19 protein-coding genes and 2 riboswitches are annotated in these 26,697 nt (G+C 41.1%); of the genes, 11 read left to right on the top strand and 8 right to left on the bottom strand.

Going from position 1 to position 26,697, the window contains the following annotated elements; genetic code table 11:
* The 5 genes from ehuC to ACWPWY_RS05740 all read right to left on the bottom strand — a co-directional run bounded on the left by ehuC (nucleotide 1) and on the right by ACWPWY_RS05740 (nucleotide 5,916).
* On the bottom strand, nucleotides 1–654 hold the full coding sequence (gene ehuC / locus ACWPWY_RS05760) for an ectoine/hydroxyectoine ABC transporter permease subunit EhuC (protein ID WP_454190790.1): 654 nt from the start codon (nucleotides 652–654) through the stop codon (nucleotides 1–3).
* Between the two features lies 1 nt (nucleotide 655).
* A complete protein-coding gene (ehuB, locus tag ACWPWY_RS05755; protein ID WP_454190789.1) occupies nucleotides 656–1,510 on the bottom strand; it encodes an ectoine/hydroxyectoine ABC transporter substrate-binding protein EhuB in 855 nt (284 codons plus the stop codon).
* A gap of 353 nt (nucleotides 1,511–1,863) precedes the next feature.
* A riboswitch (cyclic di-AMP (ydaO/yuaA leader) is annotated at nucleotides 1,864–2,007 on the bottom strand.
* Between the two features lie 786 nt (nucleotides 2,008–2,793).
* Complete coding sequence (locus ACWPWY_RS05750) at nucleotides 2,794–3,429, bottom strand: hypothetical protein (RefSeq protein ID WP_454190788.1); 636 nt, start codon at nucleotides 3,427–3,429, stop codon at nucleotides 2,794–2,796.
* 47 nt (nucleotides 3,430–3,476) lie between these two features.
* Entirely contained in the window at nucleotides 3,477–3,938 is a 462-nt protein-coding gene (locus ACWPWY_RS05745) for a hypothetical protein (RefSeq protein WP_454190787.1), read from the bottom strand.
* A 451-nt stretch (nucleotides 3,939–4,389) separates the two neighbouring features.
* On the bottom strand, nucleotides 4,390–5,916 hold the full coding sequence (locus ACWPWY_RS05740; protein ID WP_454190786.1) for a diguanylate cyclase domain-containing protein: 1,527 nt from the start codon (nucleotides 5,914–5,916) through the stop codon (nucleotides 4,390–4,392).
* 252 nt (nucleotides 5,917–6,168) lie between these two features.
* On the opposite strand from ACWPWY_RS05740, the gene ACWPWY_RS05735 reads away from it, so the two are divergent.
* The 7 genes from ACWPWY_RS05735 to ACWPWY_RS05705 all read left to right on the top strand — a co-directional run bounded on the left by ACWPWY_RS05735 (nucleotide 6,169) and on the right by ACWPWY_RS05705 (nucleotide 13,246).
* Nucleotides 6,169–6,870, top strand: a complete 702-nt coding sequence (locus tag ACWPWY_RS05735) for a response regulator transcription factor (protein ID WP_454190785.1) — start codon at nucleotides 6,169–6,171, stop codon at nucleotides 6,868–6,870.
* Nucleotides 6,867–7,850 carry a sensor histidine kinase gene (locus ACWPWY_RS05730; RefSeq protein WP_454190784.1) on the top strand — a complete coding sequence of 328 codons (984 nt, stop codon included), beginning with the start codon at nucleotides 6,867–6,869 and terminating at the stop codon, nucleotides 7,848–7,850. Before ACWPWY_RS05735 ends, ACWPWY_RS05730 begins: the two co-directional genes overlap by 4 nt.
* A 100-nt stretch (nucleotides 7,851–7,950) precedes the next feature.
* Nucleotides 7,951–8,721 (top strand): ABC transporter ATP-binding protein, encoded by a 771-nt coding sequence (locus ACWPWY_RS05725; RefSeq protein WP_454190783.1) that lies wholly within the window; start codon nucleotides 7,951–7,953, stop codon nucleotides 8,719–8,721.
* On the top strand, nucleotides 8,696–10,633 hold the full coding sequence (locus tag ACWPWY_RS05720) for an FtsX-like permease family protein (RefSeq protein ID WP_454190782.1): 1,938 nt from the start codon (nucleotides 8,696–8,698) through the stop codon (nucleotides 10,631–10,633). The genes ACWPWY_RS05725 and ACWPWY_RS05720 overlap by 26 nt, the downstream gene beginning before the upstream one ends.
* 27 nt (nucleotides 10,634–10,660) lie before the next feature.
* On the top strand, nucleotides 10,661–11,272 hold the full coding sequence (locus ACWPWY_RS05715; RefSeq protein ID WP_454190781.1) for a DedA family protein: 612 nt from the start codon (nucleotides 10,661–10,663) through the stop codon (nucleotides 11,270–11,272).
* 36 nt (nucleotides 11,273–11,308) lie between these two features.
* Nucleotides 11,309–12,160 carry an undecaprenyl-diphosphate phosphatase gene (locus tag ACWPWY_RS05710; protein WP_454190780.1) on the top strand — a complete coding sequence of 284 codons (852 nt, stop codon included), beginning with the start codon at nucleotides 11,309–11,311 and terminating at the stop codon, nucleotides 12,158–12,160.
* A 375-nt stretch (nucleotides 12,161–12,535) separates the two neighbouring features.
* The gene (locus tag ACWPWY_RS05705) at nucleotides 12,536–13,246 is read left to right on the top strand and encodes a DUF3153 domain-containing protein (RefSeq protein WP_454190779.1); all 711 of its coding nucleotides are present in this window, start codon (nucleotides 12,536–12,538) and stop codon (nucleotides 13,244–13,246) included.
* A gap of 80 nt (nucleotides 13,247–13,326) precedes the next feature.
* Here the strand turns inward: ACWPWY_RS05705 and ACWPWY_RS05700 are convergent, their stop codons facing one another.
* On the bottom strand, nucleotides 13,327–14,106 hold the full coding sequence (locus ACWPWY_RS05700; RefSeq protein WP_454190778.1) for a GTP pyrophosphokinase: 780 nt from the start codon (nucleotides 14,104–14,106) through the stop codon (nucleotides 13,327–13,329).
* A 226-nt stretch (nucleotides 14,107–14,332) separates the two neighbouring features.
* On the opposite strand from ACWPWY_RS05700, the gene ACWPWY_RS05695 reads away from it, so the two are divergent.
* From ACWPWY_RS05695 to ACWPWY_RS05685, 3 genes are all read left to right on the top strand, one after another.
* Nucleotides 14,333–21,043 (top strand): DUF7507 domain-containing protein, encoded by a 6,711-nt coding sequence (locus ACWPWY_RS05695; RefSeq protein WP_454190777.1) that lies wholly within the window; start codon nucleotides 14,333–14,335, stop codon nucleotides 21,041–21,043.
* A complete protein-coding gene (locus tag ACWPWY_RS05690) occupies nucleotides 21,040–22,755 on the top strand; it encodes a hypothetical protein (protein WP_454190776.1) in 1,716 nt (571 codons plus the stop codon). The genes ACWPWY_RS05695 and ACWPWY_RS05690 overlap by 4 nt, the downstream gene beginning before the upstream one ends.
* A gap of 289 nt (nucleotides 22,756–23,044) precedes the next feature.
* Nucleotides 23,045–23,185: riboswitch (cyclic di-AMP (ydaO/yuaA leader) on the top strand.
* A gap of 4 nt (nucleotides 23,186–23,189) precedes the next feature.
* The gene (locus ACWPWY_RS05685; RefSeq protein WP_454190775.1) at nucleotides 23,190–23,651 is read left to right on the top strand and encodes a C40 family peptidase; all 462 of its coding nucleotides are present in this window, start codon (nucleotides 23,190–23,192) and stop codon (nucleotides 23,649–23,651) included.
* A gap of 91 nt (nucleotides 23,652–23,742) precedes the next feature.
* Here the strand turns inward: ACWPWY_RS05685 and glgD are convergent, their stop codons facing one another.
* Nucleotides 23,743–24,843 (bottom strand): glucose-1-phosphate adenylyltransferase subunit GlgD, encoded by a 1,101-nt coding sequence (gene glgD / locus ACWPWY_RS05680; RefSeq protein WP_454190774.1) that lies wholly within the window; start codon nucleotides 24,841–24,843, stop codon nucleotides 23,743–23,745.
* A gap of 25 nt (nucleotides 24,844–24,868) precedes the next feature.
* Nucleotides 24,869–26,023: a glucose-1-phosphate adenylyltransferase gene (locus ACWPWY_RS05675; protein WP_454190773.1), complete on the bottom strand. Its 1,155-nt coding sequence runs from the start codon at nucleotides 26,021–26,023 to the stop codon at nucleotides 24,869–24,871.
* 433 nt (nucleotides 26,024–26,456) lie between these two features.
* On the opposite strand from ACWPWY_RS05675, the gene ACWPWY_RS05670 reads away from it, so the two are divergent.
* On the top strand, nucleotides 26,457–26,672 hold the full coding sequence (locus ACWPWY_RS05670; protein WP_454190772.1) for a hypothetical protein: 216 nt from the start codon (nucleotides 26,457–26,459) through the stop codon (nucleotides 26,670–26,672).
* Nucleotides 26,673–26,697 lie beyond the last annotated feature (25 nt).

Genomic DNA, 26,697 nt, shown 5'->3' with positions numbered 1-26,697 from the left:
TTACAGCCTCCCCGTTGTCAATTTCCGTTCAAGTAACCGAACAGCGATAGAAACTAGGGTAGCTATAACAAAATACATCAGCAAAAGCAGCACCAAGATCTCCGTTGTAAAAGAGATGTAGTTATTGCGCAGCACCATTGCCTGATATGTCAGATCAGCCATCGTAATAAAATAGACGAGCGATGTTGATTTAATCAATTCCACCATCTGGTTCCCGAAAGACGGTAGCATTTGTAGCGAAGCTTGAGGAAGTATGACATGAGTTAACCTTTGCCAGGATTTCATATTTAAGGCTATAGCAGCCTCCGTCTGTCCTTTTGGAACTGCAAGCACTGCGCTTCGTACAATTTCTGATCCGTATGCCCCGAAGTTAAGTCCTATGGCAAGAATAGCAGCTAACATTTTCGGAAGCTCAATGCCGATAAAGGGGAGAGCGAAGTATAACCAGAATAATTGAACCAGTAAGGAGGTTCCGCGAAAAATCTCCACATAAATCGCTGAAACAGTACGTACAATCCAGAGTTTTGATAACCTAAGTAAGCCAACAATAAAGGACACAATGATTGCTAATATGGATGAGAAAAAAGCAACCAAGACCGTGATTTCTGCCCCTTTTAATAACGAAGGAAGAAAATCAATCCATGAATTTGGCATGTTATTCTCCGCAAAGCGCAATAGCTGTCATATCGCCTGGAAGCTCATCCTCTGTGAATCCAAACTTTTGCAATATTTCGAGCAACTCGCCTGAGTCTTTCATTTTTTGAAGTTCTGCATTATATGCCGCTTGAAACTCAGTGTCTGCTTGACGAAAAGCGGTCGCCCCATATCCGCGAACACTCTCACCATCTACTATAGGTTGAGTGAAGTCAGCAACACGCTCAATTTTATTATCATTGGCCGATTCGAGCATCGCCTGAAGTGATGGCCCGGTCATTGTTATAGCTTGCACACGGTCAGCTTGGAGTGCGCTAATCGCTGAAGCTTGGTCAGGAACTTGAATAATACGATCGGAAGGAATACCAGACTTTTCTAAATACTCGATCTCCACGGCACCTGTCATGACAGCGACTTTTGCATCCTCGTTACTCGCGATACCTTCGTAACTTACAAGATCTAGCGGATTCCCCTGCTTAACTGCAAGTGCTTCTCCAATGCTATACTCCGGATCCGCGAATAGGACGGCAGAACAACGATTTGGATTGATAAACATTCCCGCTGTAATAAGATCGAACCTCTTAGCTTGCAAGCCGGCTACTAATGAACCAAACTCTGTTAGCTCCCCTCTCATCTCCTTCACGCCTAGCCGCTCTAGAATAACACGTGCTATTTCAACAGCTTCTCCTGTTAGTGTTCCATCAGCCTCTTTGTATGCGTATGGCTTTTCATTTGCAAATCCTACGGTGATGTAACCTCTCTCAATCGCTTCCTCCAGCGGATTCCCACTTGTACTGCATGCTGCTAGAGAAATCACAAAGATTAAGGACATTACGAGAACAAAAACTTTTCTCAAAGCATTCCACAACCTTTCTCCGTTTCTAGATTCAAAAAAATGACACAACGAATACACCAAGTAAACATACATTTTTACTTGGATTTAATCCTTGAGAAAGTCTTATTCTGCTTACTTGAAACAGAAAACTGAATGCAGGTGTGCCCTGTACCTCCCCTCCAACTCAAGCACATCTTTACTTGTCAAAATAAGCACACATGTAAACCGCACTTGGACTTCAGTAAACGGAAAAAGACCTCCACACAGGGGATTAAGACATAGCTCCGCCAGCAGGGGGTCAACAAACAAAGACAAAGGCCCCTATGATTAATGAGTAAAGGGCCTTTGTTATGTGAATTCATTATGTATGTATTAAAGGACCCATCCACTGCTGACGAGGTTAGCTGACGGACTCGGGTAAGATGGTACCCTACACATGGATTCATGTGACTCGCCCCTGAAAACTGGTTCCCCCGCTCTTCAGAAAGTGCTTTCTGAAAACTAAGCGTGAGTCCATAATAAAGGGATATTTTGGAAATGTCAAACTCATTAAGAGTCTTTCTGGTGATAAATGATTGTTTTAACGAAGTTTGAAATTTGGATAATAACTGGATTTTTTCGTTCGATTACGCGATGTAAAAGTTGTATAAGACAAGCTTTAAACAATGAGAATTTAGCTATATAGCAAGCATTTGGCGAAGGAAGAGAATAATGAAAGGAGGCTCTACTTTACTTCTTTTTATTTACTTAGAATCAGGGTCAAATTGAAGAAAATTCAGCCTAATAAATTTATTTAAAAAACAGTTTATTACTGTTGAAGAAGAACGTTTCCTAAATGTATGAGAACGATGCTTTTCGGTGAACTTGCTCATACCACGTGCATGTTAAGAAACCGAGCGTTGCTGATCAAAAGTACATTTCCATCTCAATTTCGTTTAAAATATCTTGGTATTTATCTACTATTTAACAACTTTTAACCTTCTAAGTAATATATTTGTTTGATATGCTTAACCAACATCAATGTGTAAACTGGAGGTTTAAACTATATTGTCAACTAAAATCAAACCCAAACTTCGTTATCTGGGAAAGATAACTCAATCACCGTTTTGCTAGGAGATGCCATTACCTCTGTCAATATTAAGATTCCGGAAATAGTAAAGGATCTTCTCGTTGTCGTCTTGCTTGAGAATAATTTTACCAAAAAAATATGATAACGAACAATTTTTGGTTGAAATCTAACTCTACTATTGAATTCACCAAAAAGCGGAGAACTGTTAGTTAAAGCTCTCCGCTTTTTTAAATTACTATTGTGGTATTTTATCCACAGCCTCTACTGTCATATACAGAATGTGCATGATGTGATTCTCCCGAATCGCCTGCTTAAGCTGCCTAGCATCTAATAAATCACGATACCGTATCCGCCTATTCGTATTCATTAAATAAGCACCTACGATTTGTTTTTCCCCTTCAATCAGCGAAACATCTTCATCCTCTGGCAATGCCTCCACCCATGAAGTTGCGAGCCCCTTACCTTCCTCCATTGTTGCTTTAGGCAGTTCATATAAACTTGTACTTGCTCCATCTACATTGAGTTGTGCGAGTATCTGATCTCCATGATTCATTAATACCAGTCCAAGATCATACTTATCATCTTCTCTTTCAATAAAATTACCCGTAGATAATTCCTGAGTCACTTCTTGAAGCTGTCCACCAATGTAAGTATCAATTCCAAAATGCACCCATTTCTCTGCTCCGTTTGGAATGAATGCTTTATAAAAATGCGCCTCTCCAAGATGCAATTCCGTAAATGTTTTTTCATATGCCGGCTGCACACTTCGAGCAATGGTGGCCTCAGTGGACTGGTCTTCATTCGTACATCCCATAGATACAATAGAAATTGCAAAAGTTACTACCGCGATCCATACAGAACGTTTACGCATTTAATCACTCCCTCTCTATAGAAGGAACACAATGTACATATAAAAAGTTATGGCTGCAACATCTGATAAGAAAATTCTTTTGCACAAAGCTCAAGCCCATAACAAAAAGAACGATTTTGCGAAATATAGAATGAGGATAGATCATAACGATGTTTGAATCCTTCATAAGTAACTAATAAACGATATCCCATCCGCTGCATTGCATACTTCACAAATTGATCCGTATTCGGACCTTCTATTAAAGTAACATACGCATATAGAGAATGGTCCTCTGGTTCATCCAAAATACTCACGCCAGCACATGAATATTCCGTTTTGAAATCAAGCTTTTTAAGAGCCATGAGAGCGGGATAGATGGAAGCATCGACTTCTATATCATCGAAAAGCATCAGTTTTTTTTGCTCATTTTGAAATTTCGGACGTTCAATCCAAGCGGTGAGTTCCCCCTTGCGTCTCTTCCATCGCTCCGCAGATTGATTACTCCATAATTGTTCTATATCCTGCTCCAATCTGCTATTCTCTCCCTTTTATTCGTTATATTTTCTTCTCATTCTACTATAGCTATGATCAAGTGAATACCTCACAAACATGATATATGCCAAGAAGTAGAGAAAACAAAAAAGAGGCTCTTCAGCCTCCCCAATCGTAACATTTCTTTTATTATGATTTTTTCAAAATCCATGTAAAGGTAAGATGATCTGTGCTGATCTCTACCCTTAAGAGGTCAGCACTCTAGGTGTATGATATCATTCTGCTAGCTAAACTTCTTTTTCCATCTCTGAGAGATCTGCTCCCTCTAAAACATCTACTTGCTCTTCGTATTTAAATCTATTCGCAGTGCTTAAATCATTCTTTTACTTTCTATTTAACTAAATCAATTTTCAGCGATTTGTAAATAATTATAAATTAGGTGACAAATCTTTACTGTGACATTTTTCACATTCATATGACATGAAGCCCTCAAGGTTCATTAGAATTGATACAACGACTATGATCTTCGTTAATATAAAATCTATTTTTACCCTGTCTTTTTGCCATGTATAATCCAGCATCCGCACATTTATAAAGATCATCATAACCATTTGTACTTTGATTTACATAGGCAACCCCAATACTTGTTGAAAGTCCATAACGATCATAGCTGCTCAATTCCCGCCGGATACTGTCTAATAAAGCGTTTAGTTTATCTGATAAAATATCTCTAGTTATATTCGAATGAATAAAAACAACAAATTCATCTCCGCCCATTCTCGCGACAATGTCGTTTTTTCTAAAATAAGATTTCAAGCAACCTGCAAATTTCTTTAATAATTTATCCCCTTCTGGATGTCCCAGTTTATCATTCACCAATTTAAAGTTATCGAGATCAAAAATAAGCATGGTTCCTTGTCCTGGTTCATTTTTTAATGAGGTTTTCACTTTCTTTTCTAGTCCTGCTCTATTGGTCAATTGAGTTAAAGGATCCATCTCAGCACCTTCTTGTGCTGCCTGAAGTTCTTGCTCTATTTTAATTTTTAATTTCACATCTTCCGTTTTATCCATGATCATCCCGTAAAACTCATTTTCTTTTGTAAAAGAAACGATACTGATATATCGATCATTTTCTAGCTTTATAATGTTCTCTTCAGAATCAGTAATCAATGAAGTAAGATATTTTTCAAACCCTTTCGGTGTCTTGGTCATTTCATCCCATTCTTCATCATCTATCCCTAAAATACACTGTGTATTATCAGAGAAGAAATTCTGATTTATGGAATATAGACATTCAAACACGGCCACATGACTATCAATGGAAGAAATCAATCTCGACATTCTTTCTTTTTTGTTTTTGTAACTATCTTTCCAGTCATTGAGTACCGCCGTTATATGCCGAAACTCTGTATTGTAGTCTGTTTTAAATGTGACATCCATATTTCCAGCCATCAATTCTTTAATACTCGATTCAATCGATGAAATATCTTGTAAGACATAACGTTTAAGATGATACCTAACAATCATAATGACACAGATAAGTACAGCCACAATACCTGCCAGCAAGTATATAATCTGTATTAGGATTGTCCTGTATACGGTACCTGCCTCCACATAAGCACCTAAGATCTTATCATCTATATTTTTCGTTTTCAGAAACTTCATAGTTCCATTGATTCTAATCAGTTCTCCGGTGTTACTGCTTCTCAGAACCCCTAAGTACTCTTCTGTAGACTCTGCCCCATCAATGTTGATTTCTTGTTCATTATTTTGGCTTATACCTATCACCTTGCCTGTATTCCCATCAATAACAAAAAGAGATATTTGGTGTAAAGTTGGTATATTCTTTATCTCGTTCTCGTTATATGAAACGTCCATTTGTTTCATCATCTCATCAAGTTCCTGGAATGTGTTCTTACTTTCTGTAAAAAAGATGAACCCCGAAAACGTTGTGAATATTAAAATAGATAGAACAACAAAGATGAATCCTATTTTTTTCAGTAATATTTTCTCCATATCTACCCCACATACATCAAGAAAAGTATAATGAATAACTGTTCTCACTAAGATTGCCTTTGCTATTTGATATTATGCTATCGAGATATTATGAGCTCTTTTTTTTGGAGAAACAAGAATTGTACCGCCACAAATAAGCAGTCACGTTATCCACGGCCACAGCAAGAATATTAAATATTCACCTGTATTTCTCTTCACTCCACAAAATTTGATACAATCAAGTAGATTACATTGCTCTGAAGGAGAATAAGCATGTTTAAAATATTCATAGTGGAGGATGACAGAACGCTGGTCACCTTGCTTGAGAAACGATTACATAAATTTGGTTTTGATACTTTTGCAGTCTCCCGCTTCGATACCGTTATCGAAGATTTTGAAGCCTTTCAGCCTCATCTTGTCCTGCTGGATGTGAATCTCCCTCGTTATGATGGATACTACTGGTGCAGACAAATTCGGAATCGGTCCACTTGCCCGATTGTATTTATATCCGCAAGGGAAAGTAAAATGGATCAAGTGATGGCCCTTGAAAATGGTGCAGATGACTATCTAACCAAACCTTTTGACTATGATATTGTCATTGCCAAAGTAAACAGCCACCTCCGCCGCGCATTTGGCCCGTATTCATCCCGTGAACAGGATCGGTCAATAACAGTGGCTGGTCTCACGCTGAATATGGAACGACTCGCTTTATTTTATCAAGATGAGCGGCTCGATCTTAGCCATACCGAGGCCAAAATCATGGATGAATTCATGAAAAAACCGGGCCAAGTGGTATCTCGAGACCGGTTGCTTGAAAAAATTTGGGATGAACATACCTTTGTTGATGATAATACGCTCAACGTGTACATTACCCGAGTTCGAAAAAAACTGAGTTCTTTAGGGCTGACTGATGCGGTGGAAACGATTCGCGGCTTAGGATATAGACTGCGTCCGGAACTGGAAGAACAGACATGAAAAAAGGGGTCTTGCTGTTTCTAAGAGAACAAGTGCCATTACTATTTATTTATATGCTCCAACTTGCACTCATCTCGTTCGTATATTGGCTTGGCGGAATGCGCGATACTTCCCTTTCCCTTTATGCCATCCTGCTTAGTACAAGTCTGCTAATCGCTTATTTGATCTATCGCTACTATACGCATCGGCATTTTTACGAACGTCTTGCAAGACCTAAGGCAGTCCCAGATGAATTAACCTATAGATCTGAACATGCGCCGCTAGCGGAAAGCCTTCATAAGCTATTACTTCACCAAGATCGAACACAAAAAACAGAGCTGCTCAGCGTAAAGGAACAACTGGACCAGCATATCCATTTTATCAATCAATGGGTTCATCAGATGAAGACTCCTCTCTCTGTGATGCATTTGCTAAATCAAGAACGAGATGACGAATTGTCGCATGCTATGGAGGATGAGCTCGATCGGATGCGTAAAGGTCTTGATATGGTGCTATATGCCGCAAGGCTGGATTCTTTTGAACACGATCTGCATATAGAGACGATCTCTCTTGGGTCCCTTGTAAGAACTATTACTTCCAATCAAAAGAAACTTTTCATACGGAATCATGTATTTCCTGTCATTCAAATACCGAGTGATTTCAAGATTATATCGGATGAGAAATGGCTGAAATTTATAATCACTCAGTTGCTTACGAATAGTGTGAAATATAGCAACCGAACGAATGGAAAAGTATACTTTGAAAGTTATGAGCGGGAACAGCACACGATTCTTGAAGTGAAAGACGAAGGAATCGGCATACCAAAACACGATATAGAAAGAGTTTTTGATCCTTTTTTCACAGGAGAAAACGGACGATCCGTACCTGAATCGACAGGCATGGGTCTTTACCTTGTAAAGGAAGTCTGTGAGAAACTTGGTCACAAACTTGAGATTGAATCCGTACAAGGAGAAGGCACTTGTATTCGTCTGATTTTCTAGTCTTACAAATCTGTAAGTTAACTGTAAGTTTGCATGCTGGTAAATTCATACCCAAAATTATTATAATAAATAAGGTCAAGAGAAGGGTGGCAAAAGTGAAGTGTCGCTTCTTGAAGTAAGAAATGTATCAAAAATATATGAAGGTTCCATCGAGAATAAAGTGCTCGATAACATTCGCTTCCAAGTGAAAAATGGTGATTTCGTAGGTATTATGGGTCCATCGGGGAGTGGTAAAACTACATTGCTGAATGCCATCGCTACGATCGACCCTCCTTCTTCCGGAGACATTAAGATTAGGGGTAACAACCCATATCTGATGAATGCAAAAGAAATGGCGTTCTTCCGCAGGCGTGAACTCGGCTTTGTCTTTCAAGATTTCAATCTGCTGGACTCCCTTACCGTGGAAGAGAATGTCGTCTTGCCATTAACCCTGGATAACATTCCGCTGGCTGAGATGAATGCTCGTTTGGAAGAGGTTATTCAGACCCTCGGAATCGAGTCCATCCGTCACCGCATGATTCATGAAATTTCAGGCGGACAAAGACAGCGTACCGCGATTGCGAGAGCAATGATCCATCATCCGTCCATTGTCCTGGCTGACGAGCCGACCGGGAATCTCGATTCTAAGTCTTCTAAAGATGTCATGACGATGCTGCAGCAAATGAATGAACAAGAGCATGCCACTATTCTGATGGTTACTCATGATGTAATGGCTGCAAGCTATTGTCAGCGGGTCATTTTCATCAAAGACGGAAAGCTCTACAATGAAATATACCGAGGCGAAAACAGACAAGCTTTCTTCCAAAAAATCGTGGATATGTTAGCTTTACTAGGTGGAGATCGATATGACCTTACGACAGCTCGCCTTTAAGAATGTGATCCGTAATAAACGGACTTATGCTGCCTACTTTTTAAGCAGCGCATTCTCGGTAATGGTTTTTTTTATTAATGCATTACTTATTTATCATCCGGATATCAGGCGCGGACTAAGTTCAGAACTTGCCGTACAAGCTTTTGTTTTGGCAGAATGTATGGTCTTTCTGTTTTCCTTCTTGTTTGTGTTGTATTCTGTACGCTCTTTCTTAACTACTCGTAAAAAAGAGTTCGGAATCTTGTTAATGCATGGGATGACCCTTGCTCAGCTCGGCAAAGTTATATTCCTCGAGAATATGATTATTGGGTTGTCTGCAACCATGGCAGGTACAGCAGCTGGGGCGCTGTTTGCCAAATTGTTTTTTCTCGTCAGCGCCAGGGCACTTGAGATTAGCTCTCTTCCGTTTTATTTGTCATGGCAGCCACTCATGCTGACCTTGTTTGCTTTTGTATTTTTATTCCTGCTGATTTCTGCTTACACCTCAAGAATTGTACGCATAGCGAAACTCATTGATCTTTTCCAAGCAGCTGCAAAGAATAAAACAAAACCGGAAGGTTCACCAGGGCTTGCCTTACTGAGCTTGATTTTGCTCGGTACAGGATATACACTAGCAGCCGGGTCGGATACGAATAGCATCTATGACCGGGTTATTCCGGTAGTTATCATCACGATGGTTGGAACGTATCTGTTATACACTCATTTTAGTGTGATCCTGCTTCAATGGATAAAGAGAAACCGAAAGCTTTCTCTCAGACGAACTCATTTAATTATGTTCTCTGGGCTTTCCTCGCGGATGAAAGAACACGCAAAACTGTTCTTTATGGTGACGATGGTTTCGACGATCTCTTTTTGTTCGCTGGGTGTATTTGCTTCTATTAATGTGGTTACTGAGCTTTTTCTGGAGGATTATCCCGCTGCTGTCGGTTATGTATCCAAAGAAGGTAATTCATCAGAAGACGCCCATTTATCACGTATTACATCGGAGCTCAAAGACCGAAATATCCCCTACAATGAGGATCGTATTCAGATAAAATATGCGGCGATTCATCCTGATGAGGACAACCAAGTATTATCTGGTGAACTGCCCCTGATATCTTTTTCAGATTATCAACAGGCCGTTCAGCTTGCTGGGTATGAATGGACAGAGGAATCCCCCGCCTATAATGAAGCTTATGTACTGATTAGTTCACAGAATGACAAGAGCAAAATTAGACTCAAAGAGCGTAAAGAGTATACACTGCTTGAGCCTGAAGTAACGATTAGAGAAACAGGTTACACCAAGCACGTGATTATCCCAGATAATCTGCTTGCAGACTTTGATGAAAGCTTTGAAGCGGTCGTTATTCACGATGAGTTATTCGCACAGATTGTCACTCCGGACCGAACAGATGTGTACACCGGTTTTTATGTAGAACATTTTGAGCAGACCGCATTTTTAGCAGATACGCTTGTTGATCATGGACGAACACGTTATGACGCTGGAGAACCCTATGCTATGTCGGTAAGCGGTACGCTGTTTATTCTCAGAGAAAGTATGTATCGCATTCTTTTATTTATCGCGATGCTGCTTGCCGCTATTTTCTTCATTGCTGCAGGAAGCTTCTTATACTTCCGGCTGTATGCTGATCTGGATTATGATCGAAGACAGTATTTAACACTAATAAAGATGGGCCTGACTCCTAGAGAATTTCGGAGCTGTGTAACGGGCCAACTTGCATTTTTATTTTTTGTGCCTACCGTGATGGCCGTAATTCACAGCATTTTTGCATTTATTGCACTGCAAAGCTTGTTCTACTTATCCATAGCATCTAAAATGGGAGTTGTGCTTTTGTGTTTTGTACTTGCCCAGGTGCTGTATTTCTTTTTTATTCGTTTTCATTACTTACGAAATTTAAAAAAATCACTTTAACAAGATTTTAATTTTAGGAGGTAGACCTTGGAAAATTGGATTACTAGTTTTATGGAACAGTTTGGTTACATTGGTATTGCTCTGATTATTGCACTTGAGAACGTCTTTCCGCCGATTCCATCAGAGATCGTACTTCCTTTCGGGGGATTTATGACCACCTACACGTCCCTTACCGTCTTCTGGGTTATCATTGCTGCTACGATCGGTTCTGTCGTTGGCGCAGTCATTCTGTACGGTGTAGGTCTCTTACTTGATGTGGAGCGCTTGGAGAAGATCGTAGAACGTTGGGGACATATTCTACGTATCAAAAAAGAAGATATCCGCAAAGCAGACGCCTGGTTTGATAAATACGGATATTGGACGGTACTATTTTGCCGTATGATCCCGCTGGTACGAAGTCTGATCTCTATTCCAGCTGGTATGTCCAATATGAAATTCGGATTATTCCTGGTGTACACCACAGTCGGTACCTTAATCTGGAATACGATTCTGGTTCTGGTCGGAGCAACCCTGGGTAGTAACTGGCATGAAATCACTGATTTCATCGGTGTATACTCTAACTTCGCTTATGCGATTATCGCCATAGCAGGTATTGCCTTCCTGATCTGGTTTTTCAGACGCAACAAAAAAGCTAAATAAACGAAGCACCCTTTATAAAGGAGAAGTGACATCAACATGAATTTTATAGATTTACTAAAAACCATTATTCTTGGAATGGTGGAAGGATTAACCGAATTTGCCCCGGTTTCATCTACGGGACATATGATCATTGTTGATGACATGTGGCTGAATTCAAAAGAATTTTTAACTCAATATGTAGCAAATACTTTCAAGGTAGTCATTCAATTAGGATCCATTCTCGCTGTGCTCGTGGTGTTTAAAGATCGTTTTATTAACTTGCTCGGACTCGATCGACTGTTCGGTAAGAAGAAACCCGCGATTCCGGAAGGACCGAGTCATAATCGTCTTAAATTGTCCCAGGTTATTGTTGGTCTCATTCCAGCCGCTGTCCTAGGGGTACTTTTCGAAGATTATATTGATGAGCATCTATTCTCCATTAACACGGTACTCATCGGACTTGTCATTGGTGCTTTCTTTATGATTGCCGCTGACTACTTTGCTCCAAAACAACCGAAAGTAGAAACCGTGGATCAAATGACCTATCGCCAAGCATTTTCAATTGGCCTTATCCAGTGTTTATCTTTATGGCCTGGATTCTCACGCTCCGGCTCTACAATTTCTGGCGGTGTCCTTCTTGGGATGAGTCACAGGGCAGCAGCTGACTTTACTTTCATTATGGCCGTTCCCGTTATGTGTGGAGCAAGTTTCTTGTCTCTCCTAAAAAACTGGGAGTATTTCACAATGGATGCACTTCCTTATTTTATTGCAGGATTCATTTCTGCATTTATCTTTGCCCTCATCTCCATCCGTTTCTTCCTGAAACTGATTAATCGAGTGAAATTGGTTCCATTTGCGATTTATCGTATTATTCTCGCAGCCGTTATTTATCTAGTATTTATTATGTAGTCTATAATCGTTTGCACCCTCTAAATAGAGGGTGCAAAGAAGAGAGGAGCGACCGGATAACGGTCCTCCTCTCTTCTTTGCTTTTTGATTGCCTTACGACTTACGGGAACTGAGCTGAATAATCATCAAGATGAGCACTAGCAGTTGGATGAGCAATTCTGCACTCATGCGATTCGCCTCCTGCACATAAGATGCTCCTTCAGTACCAGATCCTCTCCCATTCGCTTGGCCTTATGTTGATGGCTTGCATTTACGTTTCCCGTTATATGTATATGACTAGGTCCCGTATCATATGATTTATATTTTGTTATCTAATTCTATAAGTTGTCCCTATCTCGCTCTCATTACATAGTAGAAAGGCTGATCAGAATAACCATGAAGAACAGAAAAAACAAGTATCTATTAACCCTTATCATGTCCCTGCTACTCCTATTCCTTCTCTCCGCCTGTGCCAAGGGTGAAGCACATGTAACCGTCCATACCGATGGCACCGCAGACGTGAATTTCGACCTTCAAGTACAGAATCGCAATTTAAAATTCATAGGACAAAACGAGCTTGTCCAGTCGATTGAGAATGCTTTTGAAGACCATGGTTTTGTGACGGGGAACCAACAATCTGAAGGTACAAGTGAGATTTCTGCTTCTAAGGAAGTGAAGATCGGTGGAGCGGATAACAAACAAGAACTTCCTGAAAGTATCTCTTACTCTACCGTGAAAGAGGAAGGTTTCTTTTTTTCAAAACACAAGATTACAGTCGATGCGGATCTCATGTCTGCGATCCCTGATAACACTTGGACTGAACAGTTACAAGCAATCCCTAACTTCGTGCGTAACTTATTATTAAAGGACATTGAACTGGATTTCAAATTAACTTTGCCGATCAAACCAGAATCAAGTAATGCAGATACAGTAACTCCCGATGGCAAAACAATGACCTGGCATGTAGATCCTTTATCCGCTAACCATCTTGAACTCTCCGTGAGCATACCCAATATTCAGAATATCATCATTACTGCCGTTATTGCTCTTATTCTCATCGGCACTATACTCTTTATTGTCATCAGAAAAGTTCGAAGAAATAAATAAAGAAATAAGGCTGCCCTATTGTAGTTAAACTCTACAGGGACAGCCCTTTTTTATAGAAATTGATTTTTGAATTTTCTGAATTACTTTTTATCTTTGCGGAAAGAATCCGTTGCCTGATCGATGATTTCAAGAAATGCGGAAGGAAGCATAAACTGTTGATCGCGAATGACAATTTTACGAAGATCTTCTTGATTGCTTTGTTCTTCTGCATCTTTAATCTCTTTAATATCGTGGTGTAGTCGCTCCATTTTCAGATCTAGACTATTCGCCGTGTCAGCCGCGCTTTTGAGTTCCTTGAGCAGAGACTCTGGTACTTCTTTTTTGTATTTATAAAAAATCTTATGTTCCAGACTGGCCCAGAAATCCATCGCAATCGTCCGAATCTGAATTTCCACACATACATGCTCTACCCCATCGGATAAAAAAACGGGCACTTCCACGATCAAATGCAGACTTTTATATCCATTTGGTTTTGGATGTTCAATGTAGTCCTTTACGCCAAGCACTTTAATATCGCTTTGTTTTTGCAGCATCTCACTAACTTTGTATATATCTGAAATAAAAGAGCATGTAATTCGAAGACCTGCAATGTCTTTAATGTGTTCTTTCACATTCGTTACCGAGATCGGAAGTCCTTTACGATGTAATTTTTTCAAGATACTTTCCGGAGATTTCAATCTGGACTTCGTATGTTCAATCGGACTGTAATCATGAAAAGATTCAAATTCCTCTTTCAGAATCTCAATTTTGGTCTCAATCTCATCGAGTGCAAATTTATAAACCATAATAAATCTAGTGATTTCATTTTTAATTCTTTTTACTTGTTCCATTTGATTCTGATGATTGACTAACTCGTTCATAAGCTAACTCATCCTTCCTTACTCTTAGGGCGATATATACTTAATCATATGGCTCATACTAAATCTTTTAACTCTATCCATTGTACATGAAGTGAAGGTTGAAATTCAAAACTAGATACCGCTGGTATAAAATTGACAATATTTTTATGTATCTAAGCATAGCTTAAGTGTAGCAACTACTTTTTGTTATTTTATAACATTAACATTATATTTCCACTCCAAGGGGGTGTCTCTCATTCCTCTGGTTCTAAGGGCAACCTATAATGCCACCGGCGGGATCACATTTACAGGGAATACACTAGGCTTAAGCCGTTCTGCTGTCCAAGGGGTTCCAGGAGATTTAGACAGCATCGGCGCCTTTATAACGACAAACACAGCAACCAGATTTGGGACCTATCCACTAGGAACAACCAATAACTATGTAAGCAATAGCTCATCTGCCACTCTTGTGATGCCTTCGGGAAGTACGGTTCTCTATGCGGAATTGATCTGGGGCGGTTCTTATATTAATGGTTCTGTTAACTTGTCGAGCGCAATTAATAACCCGGTAACTTTTATTACACCAGCAGGAACGAACAGCGTAATCCCGGACCCTACCACCTATAATGCATTTGATCTCGGAAATGGTGCGCAGGCATATGTTAGATCTGCCAATGTAACACCGCTTGTACAGCAAGCGGGTGCCGGTACTTATACCACGGGAAGTGTGGTAGGAACGATTGTCATCACGGGTGACACTACAGCTAACCATGCAGGCTGGACCCTAGCCGTTATATATAACAACTCCTCGCTCCCCTTTCGGAATATGTCGCTTAGAGCAGGCGGTATTCTTGTAAGTGCATCCAATTCAACAACGATAACTGGATTTGCAACTCCAACCTCAGGACCCCTTGGCGGTCGAGCTTTATTCAGTGCGCAGGAAGGAGATGCCAATCGAACTGGGGACTCTGCTCAGTTTGGCCCCACTTCTGCTACGCTTGTTTCTCTTTCAGGTCCGAATAATTTTGCTAACAATTTCTTTGCTTCCCAAATTAACAATGATGCAGGACTTATTAATACTACGGGAACCTTCGGAACGTCCAATCAAACAAATGGCACACCGGGAACGAATATTATAGGCGGCAGACAAGGCTGGGATATTACGAATGTTGATATTTCGGCAAGACTAATCAATAATCAGTCTTCTGCGGTACTAAATCTTACAACTTCCGGTGATGTATACATTATTAACGCGAATGCAATTCAGATCAATATCAATTCCCCTACCATTAGTGTCGTTAAAAGCGCTTCTGCAACAGGTTTAGTCTTAGGTGACACCTATACCTACACTGTTGTTGTATCGAATACAGGAACCGCCAATGCTGCGAGTGTCGTACTAACGGATGTCCTCCCTTCTGGCGTTACCTTTGTACCTGGAAGTGTAGTTGTTGCTGGAACATCAAGACCAACCTTCGATATACTTAGCGGTGTCCCGATTGGAACCTTGAATTTTGGCAGTTCAATAACAATTACATACAGAGCCACAGTCAGCTCTACTCCAGCGAATCAAACGATCTCAAATTCAGCGAATACGGCTTTCACTTTCCAAAGTGTTGCTGGGGGAGGTACGATCACAGGTGTCATTCCTTCCAATAACCTATCTATACCTGTTTATGATCCGCTGTTCACGATAGTCAAGTCAGCAGACACAACAAATGCCACTGTAGGAGATACCGTGACCTATACCGCAACCATAGCTAACACTGGGAATATAGGAGCAGCTGTAACTTATCGCGATATCATTCCTGCGGGCACCACATTTGTCCCTGGCAGCTTTCGAGTGAACGGAACGGTGATCTCCGGAGCGGATCCTACTACGAGTGTAAATATAGGAACCCTAGCTCTTAAAAGCACAACCAATGTTACTTTCCAAGTGGTTGTTAACTCACTCCCTGCACCGCCCAGTCTCGTCAATCAAGGAAGTATTTCTTATACATTTCAGCCACCTGATGGAAGAACAATCAGCGGATCAGCCGTATCTAACACCTTATCTATCCCTGTGACCAGACCGAATGTGAGCGTTACAAAAACAGCAAATGTAACGGATACATCCGTAGGAGAAACGATCACATATACTTCCGTAATTTCGAATAATGGTCTGGCCACTCTACAGAATATCGTGTTTACAGATGCCAGCCCCGCAGGCACAAACTTTATTTCGGGAAGTTTTACGGTAGAAGGTGTTGTTCGACCTAATGCAAATCCCGCAAGTAGTATTTCCATAGGCAGCTTACAGAGCGGTAGAACAACTACGGTATCTTTTCAAGCGCTTGTAACTTCAGTCCCTTCGACAAGTCAGATCACGAATCAATCGAGTATCTCCTATAGTTCGGGCAGTTTTACAGGAAACGTTGTTTCTAGTACTGTCTCAACGCCCATATACGTTCCTACTATTTCTGCCTTAAAAAGCTTTAACACTACAAGTACTGCCATTGGTAATCTACTTGAAGTTACACTTGGGCTTACGAATACAGGAAACATAGGAGCTCAAGTTCAGATTACTGACAACATCCCCCCTGGAACAAGTTTTGTTACAGGGAGTGTAGCGCTCAATGGAGCTCCTATTCCTGGAGCAAATCCTGCAAATGGATTCTCCATCGGCATGCTTGGAGTGAATACTACAAGCACTGTCACTTTCCAGCTTCAGGTCATTTCTCTGCCAACGCCGCAAACCATCACGAATACGGCAGCGATTAATTACACCTATACATTACCTAGTGGTCGTACACAAAGTGGTTCTCTTTCTTCTAATACGGTATCTATTCCTGTGTCAGCCCTCAATATTAGCTTGGTTAAAGTAGCCAATACTGCTGAAGCGGCGATAAATGATGTCATCACTTACAGCATCACAGTAAGTAACACCGGGTCTGGAACCGTAAGCTCCATTATTTTATCGGATATCACTCCCGAAGGAACCTCCTTTGTAACCGGTTCAGTTCGTATTAATGGAGTTGCTGTAAGTACAGCGGTACCCTCTAACGGGATTGCGGTTGGTCCGCTTGCGGCTCAATCCTCTTCCTTGGTAACCTATCAGCTAAAAGTAACTTCTTTACCTGCTTCCGGAGCGATTGCAAATCAAGCTTCTGCTGCTTTTACAAGCGGATCATTCAGTGGTTCCTCCACATCGAATACAGTGACGATTCCTGTTTATAGCGCTGCGATTTCCCTTGTGAAAAGTACGAATACAGCGCTCGCTACAGCTGGAGACACACTGACTTACACGATACAAATCAGCAATTCGGGCAACACGGTTACCTCACTAACATTAACAGATGTATTACCTTCTGAAGTCAGCTTTGTGACTAATAGTGTGGTGATCGGAGGTGTGCCTGCTCCAGGCGCCAATCCTGTGAGTGGTTTTTTGGTTTCGGATGTACCTGTAGGTGGGATGACCATCGTTACTTTCCTCGTAACGATAAATTCACTGCCTCCATCACAGAAGATCCTAAATCAGGCAACTGCTTTGTACTTTTATCAAACTCCTTCAGGCCGTGTGCTGTCTGGAAGTGCTACATCTAACAGTGTTGTAATTCAAGTATCGGCTCCAAATGTCTCTGTGGTCACATCCGCTTCTACCGCTCTGACTGTAGTAGGTGATAGAGTTACCTACACTACAACGATTACTAACAATGGACCCTCTACGATCACCAATGTCATTGTCAGCGATGGATTACCGCAAAACGTTTCTTTTGTACCCGGGAGTGTGGTGATCGGCGGAGTCCTTGCTCCAGATCGATCTCCTCTATCCGGCATTCCAATCGGCAGTCTAGCCCCCGGGGCAAGTGCTGTCGTTACATTTGAGGTGAATGTAACCATGGCTGTACCTTCACAAATTAATAACCAATCAACGGTTAGTTTTACATCAGGTGTTTTTTCAGGCACATCAACATCGAATCAAACGCAGATCCCTGTGACTCAACCGCAAATTTCACTCACAAAAACAGCAGATACGAACAATGCTACCGTAGGCGATACTGTGGTATATACAATAACGGCTACAAACTCAGGGAATCTACCCGCTGCACTTATCGTGTCAGATACCATCCCTGCAGGAACTACCTTTGCTCCAAACAGTGTTCTTGTTAATGGAATTTCCATACCTGGCGTATCCATCATTGATGGAGTTAGTGCTGGGGTAATTGCAGCTGGTGCAACTTCCAGTCTTTCTTTTTCCGTTACAATTACATCGCTTCCCTCACCACAGCTCATTACGAATCAAGCTTCATCTACCTTTACGTTTACCACTCCTGATAATCGGACATTAACAGGAACCGCCTTATCCAACACAGTTAGTTTCCCTGTATCATCACCAAATGTACTCGTTACCAAAACAAGCTCACTTGCTGATGTTTCCGTAGGAGATATTATTACCTTTACAGTAACGGTTACGAATCTTGGAATCGATGATGTACAAAATGTACTTTTATCAGATCCAGTAACGGGAACAACCTTCATTCCGGGTAGTGTCACGATTAATGGCGGCCCGAATCCAATAGCAAGTCCGGTAGATGGAATTGGATTGGGAGGAATAGCAGCCGCAGCTTCTGCTACCGTTACTTATAATGTCAGGGTTGATTCCGTACCAACTCCACCTGAAATTAATAGTTCAGCATCCGTGAGTTTTACATCAGGAGTGTTTGCAGGTACTACCTTCTCTAATGCACCGATCATTCCCGTATATAACCCGGCTCTTACGGCTGTTAAATCTGCAAGCAAAATCAATGCCACCGTTGGTGATACACTCACTTACAATATTACGGTCAGTAATACAGGTAACTATAGTGCAACAATCAATCTAACAGATACGATTCCTGCGGGTACCTCATTTGTTCCAAACAGTGTATTAATCAACGGACTTCCATCACCTGGTTCCGATCCTTCCCTAGGCATTGTATCAGGCACTATTACCCCAGGGACCTCGAGTACAGTTACCTTTTCTGTCGTCATAGATACGCTTCCGAGTCCACAATTCTTGAGTAATCAATCTTTTGTCAATTACTCCTACACATTGCCTTCGGGCAGAACACTCGGCGGAAATGTTTCTTCTAATATCTCCGTAGTTACCGTTTCGGCTCCTAATGTGACAGCTATTAAATTATCTTCATTCACTTCCCTTACTGTGGGGGATGTCAATACGTATACGGTAACCGTCGGGAACAATGGTATCGATACTGTAAATAATGTGATTGTTACCGATGCACTTCCTGCATCGACTTCGTTTGTTAGCGGAAGTGTGTATGTAGACGGAATCCAGCGTCCTACTGCGAACCCTTCTACTGGGGTGACGATCGGGAGTATAACTCCAGGATCTACGGTCAACATTACTTTTCAATACCGTATCAACTCGATTCCTACTACCTCTTTGTCGCAAATCGAAAATCGTGCAATCGTGACCTTTACTTCCGGTACATTCTCAGGCAGCACATTTTCGAATACCGTAAACACACCTGTATATAGCCCTATTCTCTCAGCTGTCAAAACAGCTAACACGATCAATGCTACGGTCGGAGATATCGTAGTGTATTCGATCACGTATACGAATATAGGTAATTATGGCGGTAACGTCGTTCTAACCGATCTCATACCAGAAGGTACAGCACTTATTCCGAACAGTGTTATTCTGAATGGTGCTCCGGTTCCAGGAGCAAATCCGGCAGCAGGTATGTCCGTCGGTGTTGTGTCATCTACAGCCACCGTTATGTTCTCTGTGGTCATTAATACATTGCCGGTCAGTCAACAATTAAGCAATCAAGCGGCTTCAACCTTCACTTATACCTTGCCTGATGGTAGAACACTGAATGGTTCTTTTGTCAGTAATTTATTGCAAATACCTGTTTCCTCACCAAATATTACACTCGTGAAATCAGCCTCTGTAGCAACCGCAGTCGTTGGTGACACCTACACATATAGCGTCCTTGTTACGAATAACGGGATTGCGAATGTAAATAATGCTGTATTGTCTGATGTGTTAGCGATCGAAAGTAGTTTTGTACCCGGAAGTGTTACTGTTGGCGGCAGTCCTCGAGTAGACGCAAATCCGGCGGGCGGAATTAACCTAGGTACGATTGCACCCGGCAGTGCAGTGACCGTAACTTTCGACGTGACCGTAAATACGCTGCCTAGTGCTCCTTACACAATCCAAAACCGTACTTCCGTTAGTTTTACCTCCGGTGCTTTTACTGGAGCTTCCTATTCCAACACAGTGAGCATCCCGATCTACCAGCCTATTTTTCAATTACTAAAAACAGCCAGCACCTCAAACGTGACGGTAGGCGATACCGTAACCTATTTCTTAAATCTCACGAACACAGGTAATTTACCGGGAATTGTCACTTTAACGGATGACTTACCTGATGGAGCCGTTTTGGTTCCGAATAGTGTACTCATCAATGGAGTCCCTCAGCCTGGGGTGAATCCGGAAACAGGTATTCCTCTCGGAAATGTAGCTCCTGGATCGAATATCAATATTACCGTAACTTTACAGATTGTCGTTGACACTCTTCCAGAATTACAACAACTGATCAATCAAGCATTTGGAACGTTTTCTTACGCACCCCCAGATGGACGATTGCTCGGCGGCACTTTTAGTTCTAACCCGCTCGTGATCCCTGTCTCATCACCAAATGTAACGGTTATAAAAACGACATCTACAGGAGATGCTGTTGTTGGCGATACCATCACATATACCGTAGTTATTACCAATAATGGAATCGTAGAAGTTGAAAATGTCGTCATGGTAGACCCCGTGCCTGCTGGTACTGAGTTTATTTCTGGAAGTGTAATTGTGGATGGAAACGCTAGACCTAATGCCAATCCAAATACAGGTGTTACGGTTGGGACCATTCAAGAAGGAGCTTTCTCAACAATTACATTCCAAGTACAGGTCGTTACGATATGAATTCGCAGGATAGAAGGAATTATGTATTAAACAATCAATCTTCTGTCCGTTTTGCTTCCGGCCGCTTTGAAGGTGTATCTTATTCCAACATGGTATCTATTCCGTTAACAGGTGCCATTCTCACACTAAAAAAAAGTGCTTCAGTGGAACAAGTGACGCTCGACAGCATCGTTACGTATCAGATTGAAATAGAGAATACAGGGAATGCCCCTGCAGAGGTTACGCTAACCGATACGCTACCGGAGGGTACTTCCTTTATTCCTAACAGCCTCTTGAAAGATGGCGTACCTATACCAGGGGCGAATCCCCGAGAGGGTCTGCAAATCGGGATCTTGCCGATCAATAAGAAAGTTGCGATTCAGTTCCAGATCATTGTAAGCAGCATTCCTGATTCTTTAACGCTGATCAATGTGGCCACAGCTAGCTATACATTCCAAGCGATGGATGGTCGTCTCATTACCAAAGAGCTCATCTCTAATCCAGTCACCTTATACCTATCTCCCTCTCAATTATCAATCTACTATTATGCCAATACGAATCAGACTTTTGAGGGAGATACCCTCACTTTTCTTATCCAAATCACAAATACAGGCAAAGATGACATCAGAAATGCAGTAGTTAGCACATCATTGGTAGGTGAGATGCGTTTTCTTCCAGGCAGTGTAGTCATTGATGGTCTCCTCGCCCCTGAACTTGATCCATCTGCAGGTATTACATTACCTTTCGTTGCCGCAAACTCAACGACACAAATATCGTATCAGGTGAAAATAGGGAAAAAGACAACTTCAACTCCTCTTACGAGTGTTGCAATGTTACTTTATATCAATCAGGGAGAAGAAATTACAATTCGTTCAAACCCGGTATCTATCTCCTATGTGGAACCGTTGTTATCAATTTCCGTAAACATAACTCCTAATCAAGTAACCTATGAAGATACCGTTATATATGAAGTGCTTATCCAAAATAAAGGAGAAGTTCCTGTCCAAGCAGTCTATGACTTACTTCAAGCCTCAGAGCTCAACCTGGTTCCAGGTACAGTAAAAATAAACGGCATTCTTCGCCCTGAGGTTTCTTTAGATACCGGACTTCCTTTAGGCACCTTAATTCCACACGCCAGCATATACATTACATTTGAATCGTCAGTTTCTGTGATCCCTAATTCCATTGTCCCTGCTGAAGAATGGATGAACCGCTCACTGCTGACTTACACATTTCGAATTAATGATGGGAGATCCGTTCGACTGACAACACTAGCTCTTACTCCTGTTTTTTTCTATGCTCCGCGCATAATACTTCATGTCCGCACCTCACCGAAGTTCGTGGAACCAGGCGACGACATTCTTTTTGAGCTAACCGTTCAGAATTTAGGAAATACGAAAGCAGATTTGTTTCTCACCTTACCTGCTCCGGGTGTGTCTACGATCCTAAATGGCATTATTCAGTCGTCTGATCGTAAACGTGAGCTAACAGATTCTGAGATGGAGCAACAGACAGTACAAATTACAGATATTCAGCCTAGTGAAGTAATTAAGATTATCTACACACTGCATATGCAAGTGCTTCCGCTCTTTAGACCCTCGCGGGGACGGGATGAATATGTGTTTTCCGACACGATCCAGGCACTTTGCACTTATGACTTTAATAATCGGATACACTCCTTTAAAGTGGTATCTAATGTCTATGAAATTGTCTTTACTGAGCACGATGAATAAGGAGAAATGAAAGGCCCGAGAGCATTATTTTAATGCTTCCGGGCCTCTTTTATCGTGTTGCTAAGTAAATTAGTCGGTATTAAAACATCTCCAATAATTCTGCTAATAAGGGTTAACCAACACCATTGTTCACAAAAGCGTGATAAATCCGAAAAAATGATAACGAAATTAGCAAAATCAGGTTGATAATTCATTCTGCCAATGTTAAAATTCGTTGTAGAGAAAGTAACATTTTCGTAATTATTTTTGTAACTAATTGTTATCATTATCATGAATATACAAGGTGCAATCACGATAACCGCCGAATTCTTACGCACCTAAGAAGCGGGGGACCCGCCTACCATGGGTGAATTGATCTCGAAACAGAGTGATCATAGGGTACCTTCAACCGAATCCTTAGCTAACCTCGCAGGCATTGGAAGGAGTATTACATTTTGAAAAAGAAACTCGCAGCAGCAGCATTAGGACTATCATTACTATTCACAGCAGGACTCGGGCAAGCTTCCGCTTCTGTACTTTCTACCACAGTAAATAAAACAGTTGGTGTTCCTTATAAATACGGCGGTACCACACTCTCAGGGTTTGATTGCTCTGGGTTTACTCGTTATGTATATAAAAAACTAGGTGTATCTTTACCCCATAGTTCGAAGCAACAATATAAAAAAGGCACATCAGTGAAAAAATCCGCTCTTACCAAAGGCGATCTTGTATTCTTTAATACAAGCGGTAAAGGTATCTCGCATGTTGGCATATACCTAAGTAATAACAATTTTGTCTCCGCTACCTCCTCTAAAGGTATTGCCATTACACCCATTAATAAGGGTTATTGGAGCTCAAAATATTATGGTGCTAAGCGTGTACTTAGTTCATCAGCTGCGAAAAAGGCCGGCTTATAGTATACATATAAACTGCCATCACGATTATGAAACTTCAGAAATTCAATATAAAAAAGGTCAGAGGATTACTCCTCCGACCTTTTTAGTAATTTTAAATTTGGCTGCTTTTGGCAATGACATAAGGCTGCTTAGCGTCACCGATCAGTGTGCGATCTGCCGTTAAATGTACATCTTTATCAAGAATTACATTCTCAAGCACTGCATTCTCCTCAATTACACACTTTTGCATGATGATCGAATTCCGAATTTGTGCCCCTTTATGAACTTTAACTCCTCTAAAAATAATACTGTTCTCGACCTGTCCTCCAATAATACAGCCATTAGCTATTAAAGAGTTGCTTACTTCCGCATTATCCAGAAACCTAGTCGGCGGTTCGTATTTGATTTTGGTATGAATCTCATTTTGTTTAAACAAACGTTGATATTGTTCTTGATTGAGTAAATCCATACTATTGCGATAGTAGCTTTCAATCGAGTTAATTACGGTATGATAGCCATCAAAAGCAAAAGCAGCAACGTTTAAGTTATGCAAATTATCTTGGATACCGTCACGGAAGAAGTAATCTTGACCATGGGCAATACAATGATCCACTAATTTCAAAAACAATTGTTTTTCCATAATAAAGGCACCAAGATATATATTAGGATGGTCTCCTTCTTGATGAATTCCGGTAACTTTCACACCGTCCACATCGACCCGTACGCAGGATTCATGTTCAGGAAGGATCTCATCTACTTTTTTATAAAGAAGAGTGACATCGGCTTGCTGAGAGATATGAAACTGATACATTTCACGATAATCCATAGAGTAAATATGCTGACTGCCCGTATGAATAATATGGGTGCCTTTTGCTCGAAGAAAATAATCACGATTATTATGAAAATGCTGTAAATCGCCTTTGGAACGGTCCGTAGGATCATTCCAGTCGGGCGGAAGTATAAAGAGTCCCCCGTGTTTGCGATCTAGATCCCATGGAGCTCCCTGCCCCAAATGATCAAGTAGCGACCGATACTTCCGGCGTACAAATAGCGCGGTATGATGAATGTTAGAATGCATTAAATTTGACAATACAAAATCGATTAAACGATACCGACCTGCAAAAGGAACGGCAGCACCGCAACGAAAATACGTTAATTCATTCATTAAATCGAGCTCTTGATCCAGGTTTACTACACCCATGAGTTGTTGCATACTCGGTCACCGTCCTCATTCATATTTAGCTAAGTCCATAAGTATGTTGTCGATATGTTTCGTCAATCAGTAATATTTCATCTTCTTGATCTCCATTACCCCCAACAACGGAGTAATCTTCGATAATCGTTCCTTCGCTTACAATCGCCTTGTGAAGCCTAACATTCTTCCCTATTTTCACTTTAGGCATAATTACTGAGTCCGTAATCACACTTCCTTCCCCGATCTCTACCCCATAAAATAATACCGATTTGCTGACTTCCCCTTCGACAATGCAGCCTTCATTCACGATGCTGTTACGTACCTTCCCTTTTGTGCCAATATAGCCCGCCGGTTCATTCGGATTACGTGAATAGATACGCCACTGCGGATCATTTAAATTCAGCGGAGGGTCGTCGCTTAACAGATCCATATTCGCTTCCCATAAGCTCTTAATCGTCCCTACATCTTTCCAGTAACCGCTGAATGGATAAGCGTACAGCTTCTTCTCATTCTTTAGAAGCAGTGGAATAATATCATGACCGAAGTCATAGGTGGAATCCGGATCTTGTTCACTTTCAAGAAGATGTTGTCTAAGGACAGACCATCTGAACATGTATACTCCCATGGATGCTAGCGTACTCTTCGGATGTTCGGGCTTCTCTTCAAACTCATAAATCTCATAATTATTTTTTGTATTCAAAATGCCAAACCGGCTTGCTTCATGCATGGGTACATCAACGACCGAGATCGTGCAGTCCGAATCATGGTCTTTGTGATATCGAAGCATGGCATCATAGTCCATCTTGTAGATATGGTCACCTGATAAAATAAGCACATGTTCTGGTTCAAACTGGTCAACAAAATTCAGATTACGATAGATCGCATCTGCCGTACCTCTGTACCAGTTATTACTCCCCTCTCTCTCATGTGGCGGAAGAACAAACACGCCTCCATTTCGGCGGTTTAAATCCCAATCACTGCCGATCCCTACATACGAATGAAGCACCAAAGGCTCAAACTGTGTTAATACACCTACCGTATCAATTCCCGAATTTGCACAATTACTCAGCGGAAAATCAATAATGCGGTAAGTACCCCCAAAATAAACAGCAGGTTTAGCCAAAGTCTTCGTCAGCCCTTTTAATCGTTTACCCTGACCTCCGGCCAGTAACATAGCTACCACTTCTTTTTTGTTCATGGAAAAGCCTCCTCAAGATGTAAAATTGTATAACTGCTGCTAAAGTGAGTAGAAATAAACAAATAACATATTGAAGATGCCTGTGACTGGACATTAGAAGATCAAACATTGTAGAGGTAACACCATGAAGGTTGGTCTTAGAAGATGGTTATTAGGGAGGTAAAACTTATAAAGGGTGTATAAGAAGAATAAATACTCTATGTTGTTAATTTATGTATACACAGTTCTATTTCATTATAATCATCGAAAATCCTTCCTAAAAAGCAGTGTTATCAAAATTATCATTAAAAATCGGAATCTCTGCCTAGGAAAACCTGCTATTATGTACCTTTCCTTCTTTTCGTCTTGCATTCGAAGACACCTGATAGTACAATACGGCTTTGAGTGTGAATAACAGCAAATCGAATTATAGCTTAGAAAGGGGATTATTCCCATGGAACTTCTCAAATCCACTTTGCCCGGTGTAGGTATGAAATATCAACTGGAAACCAAATCAGGTTCAAATTTCATTATCGTTCACCATGAAGATGGACGTCGTGAAATTTACTGCACAGATCCAGAAGATCATGAGAACATCCGATGCATCGCTGAGTTAGAGGATGAGGAGTGCATATTGCTCTCTAGTATTATAGGCGGATGGAACGAATAATAAAAAAAGAAATGGACAGTCCGAC

This window comes from Paenibacillus sp. Marseille-Q7038 (assembly GCF_965111595.1).
The sequence above is the reverse complement of the archived record's forward strand: the minus strand, read 5'-3'. Positions and strand labels throughout refer to the sequence as shown.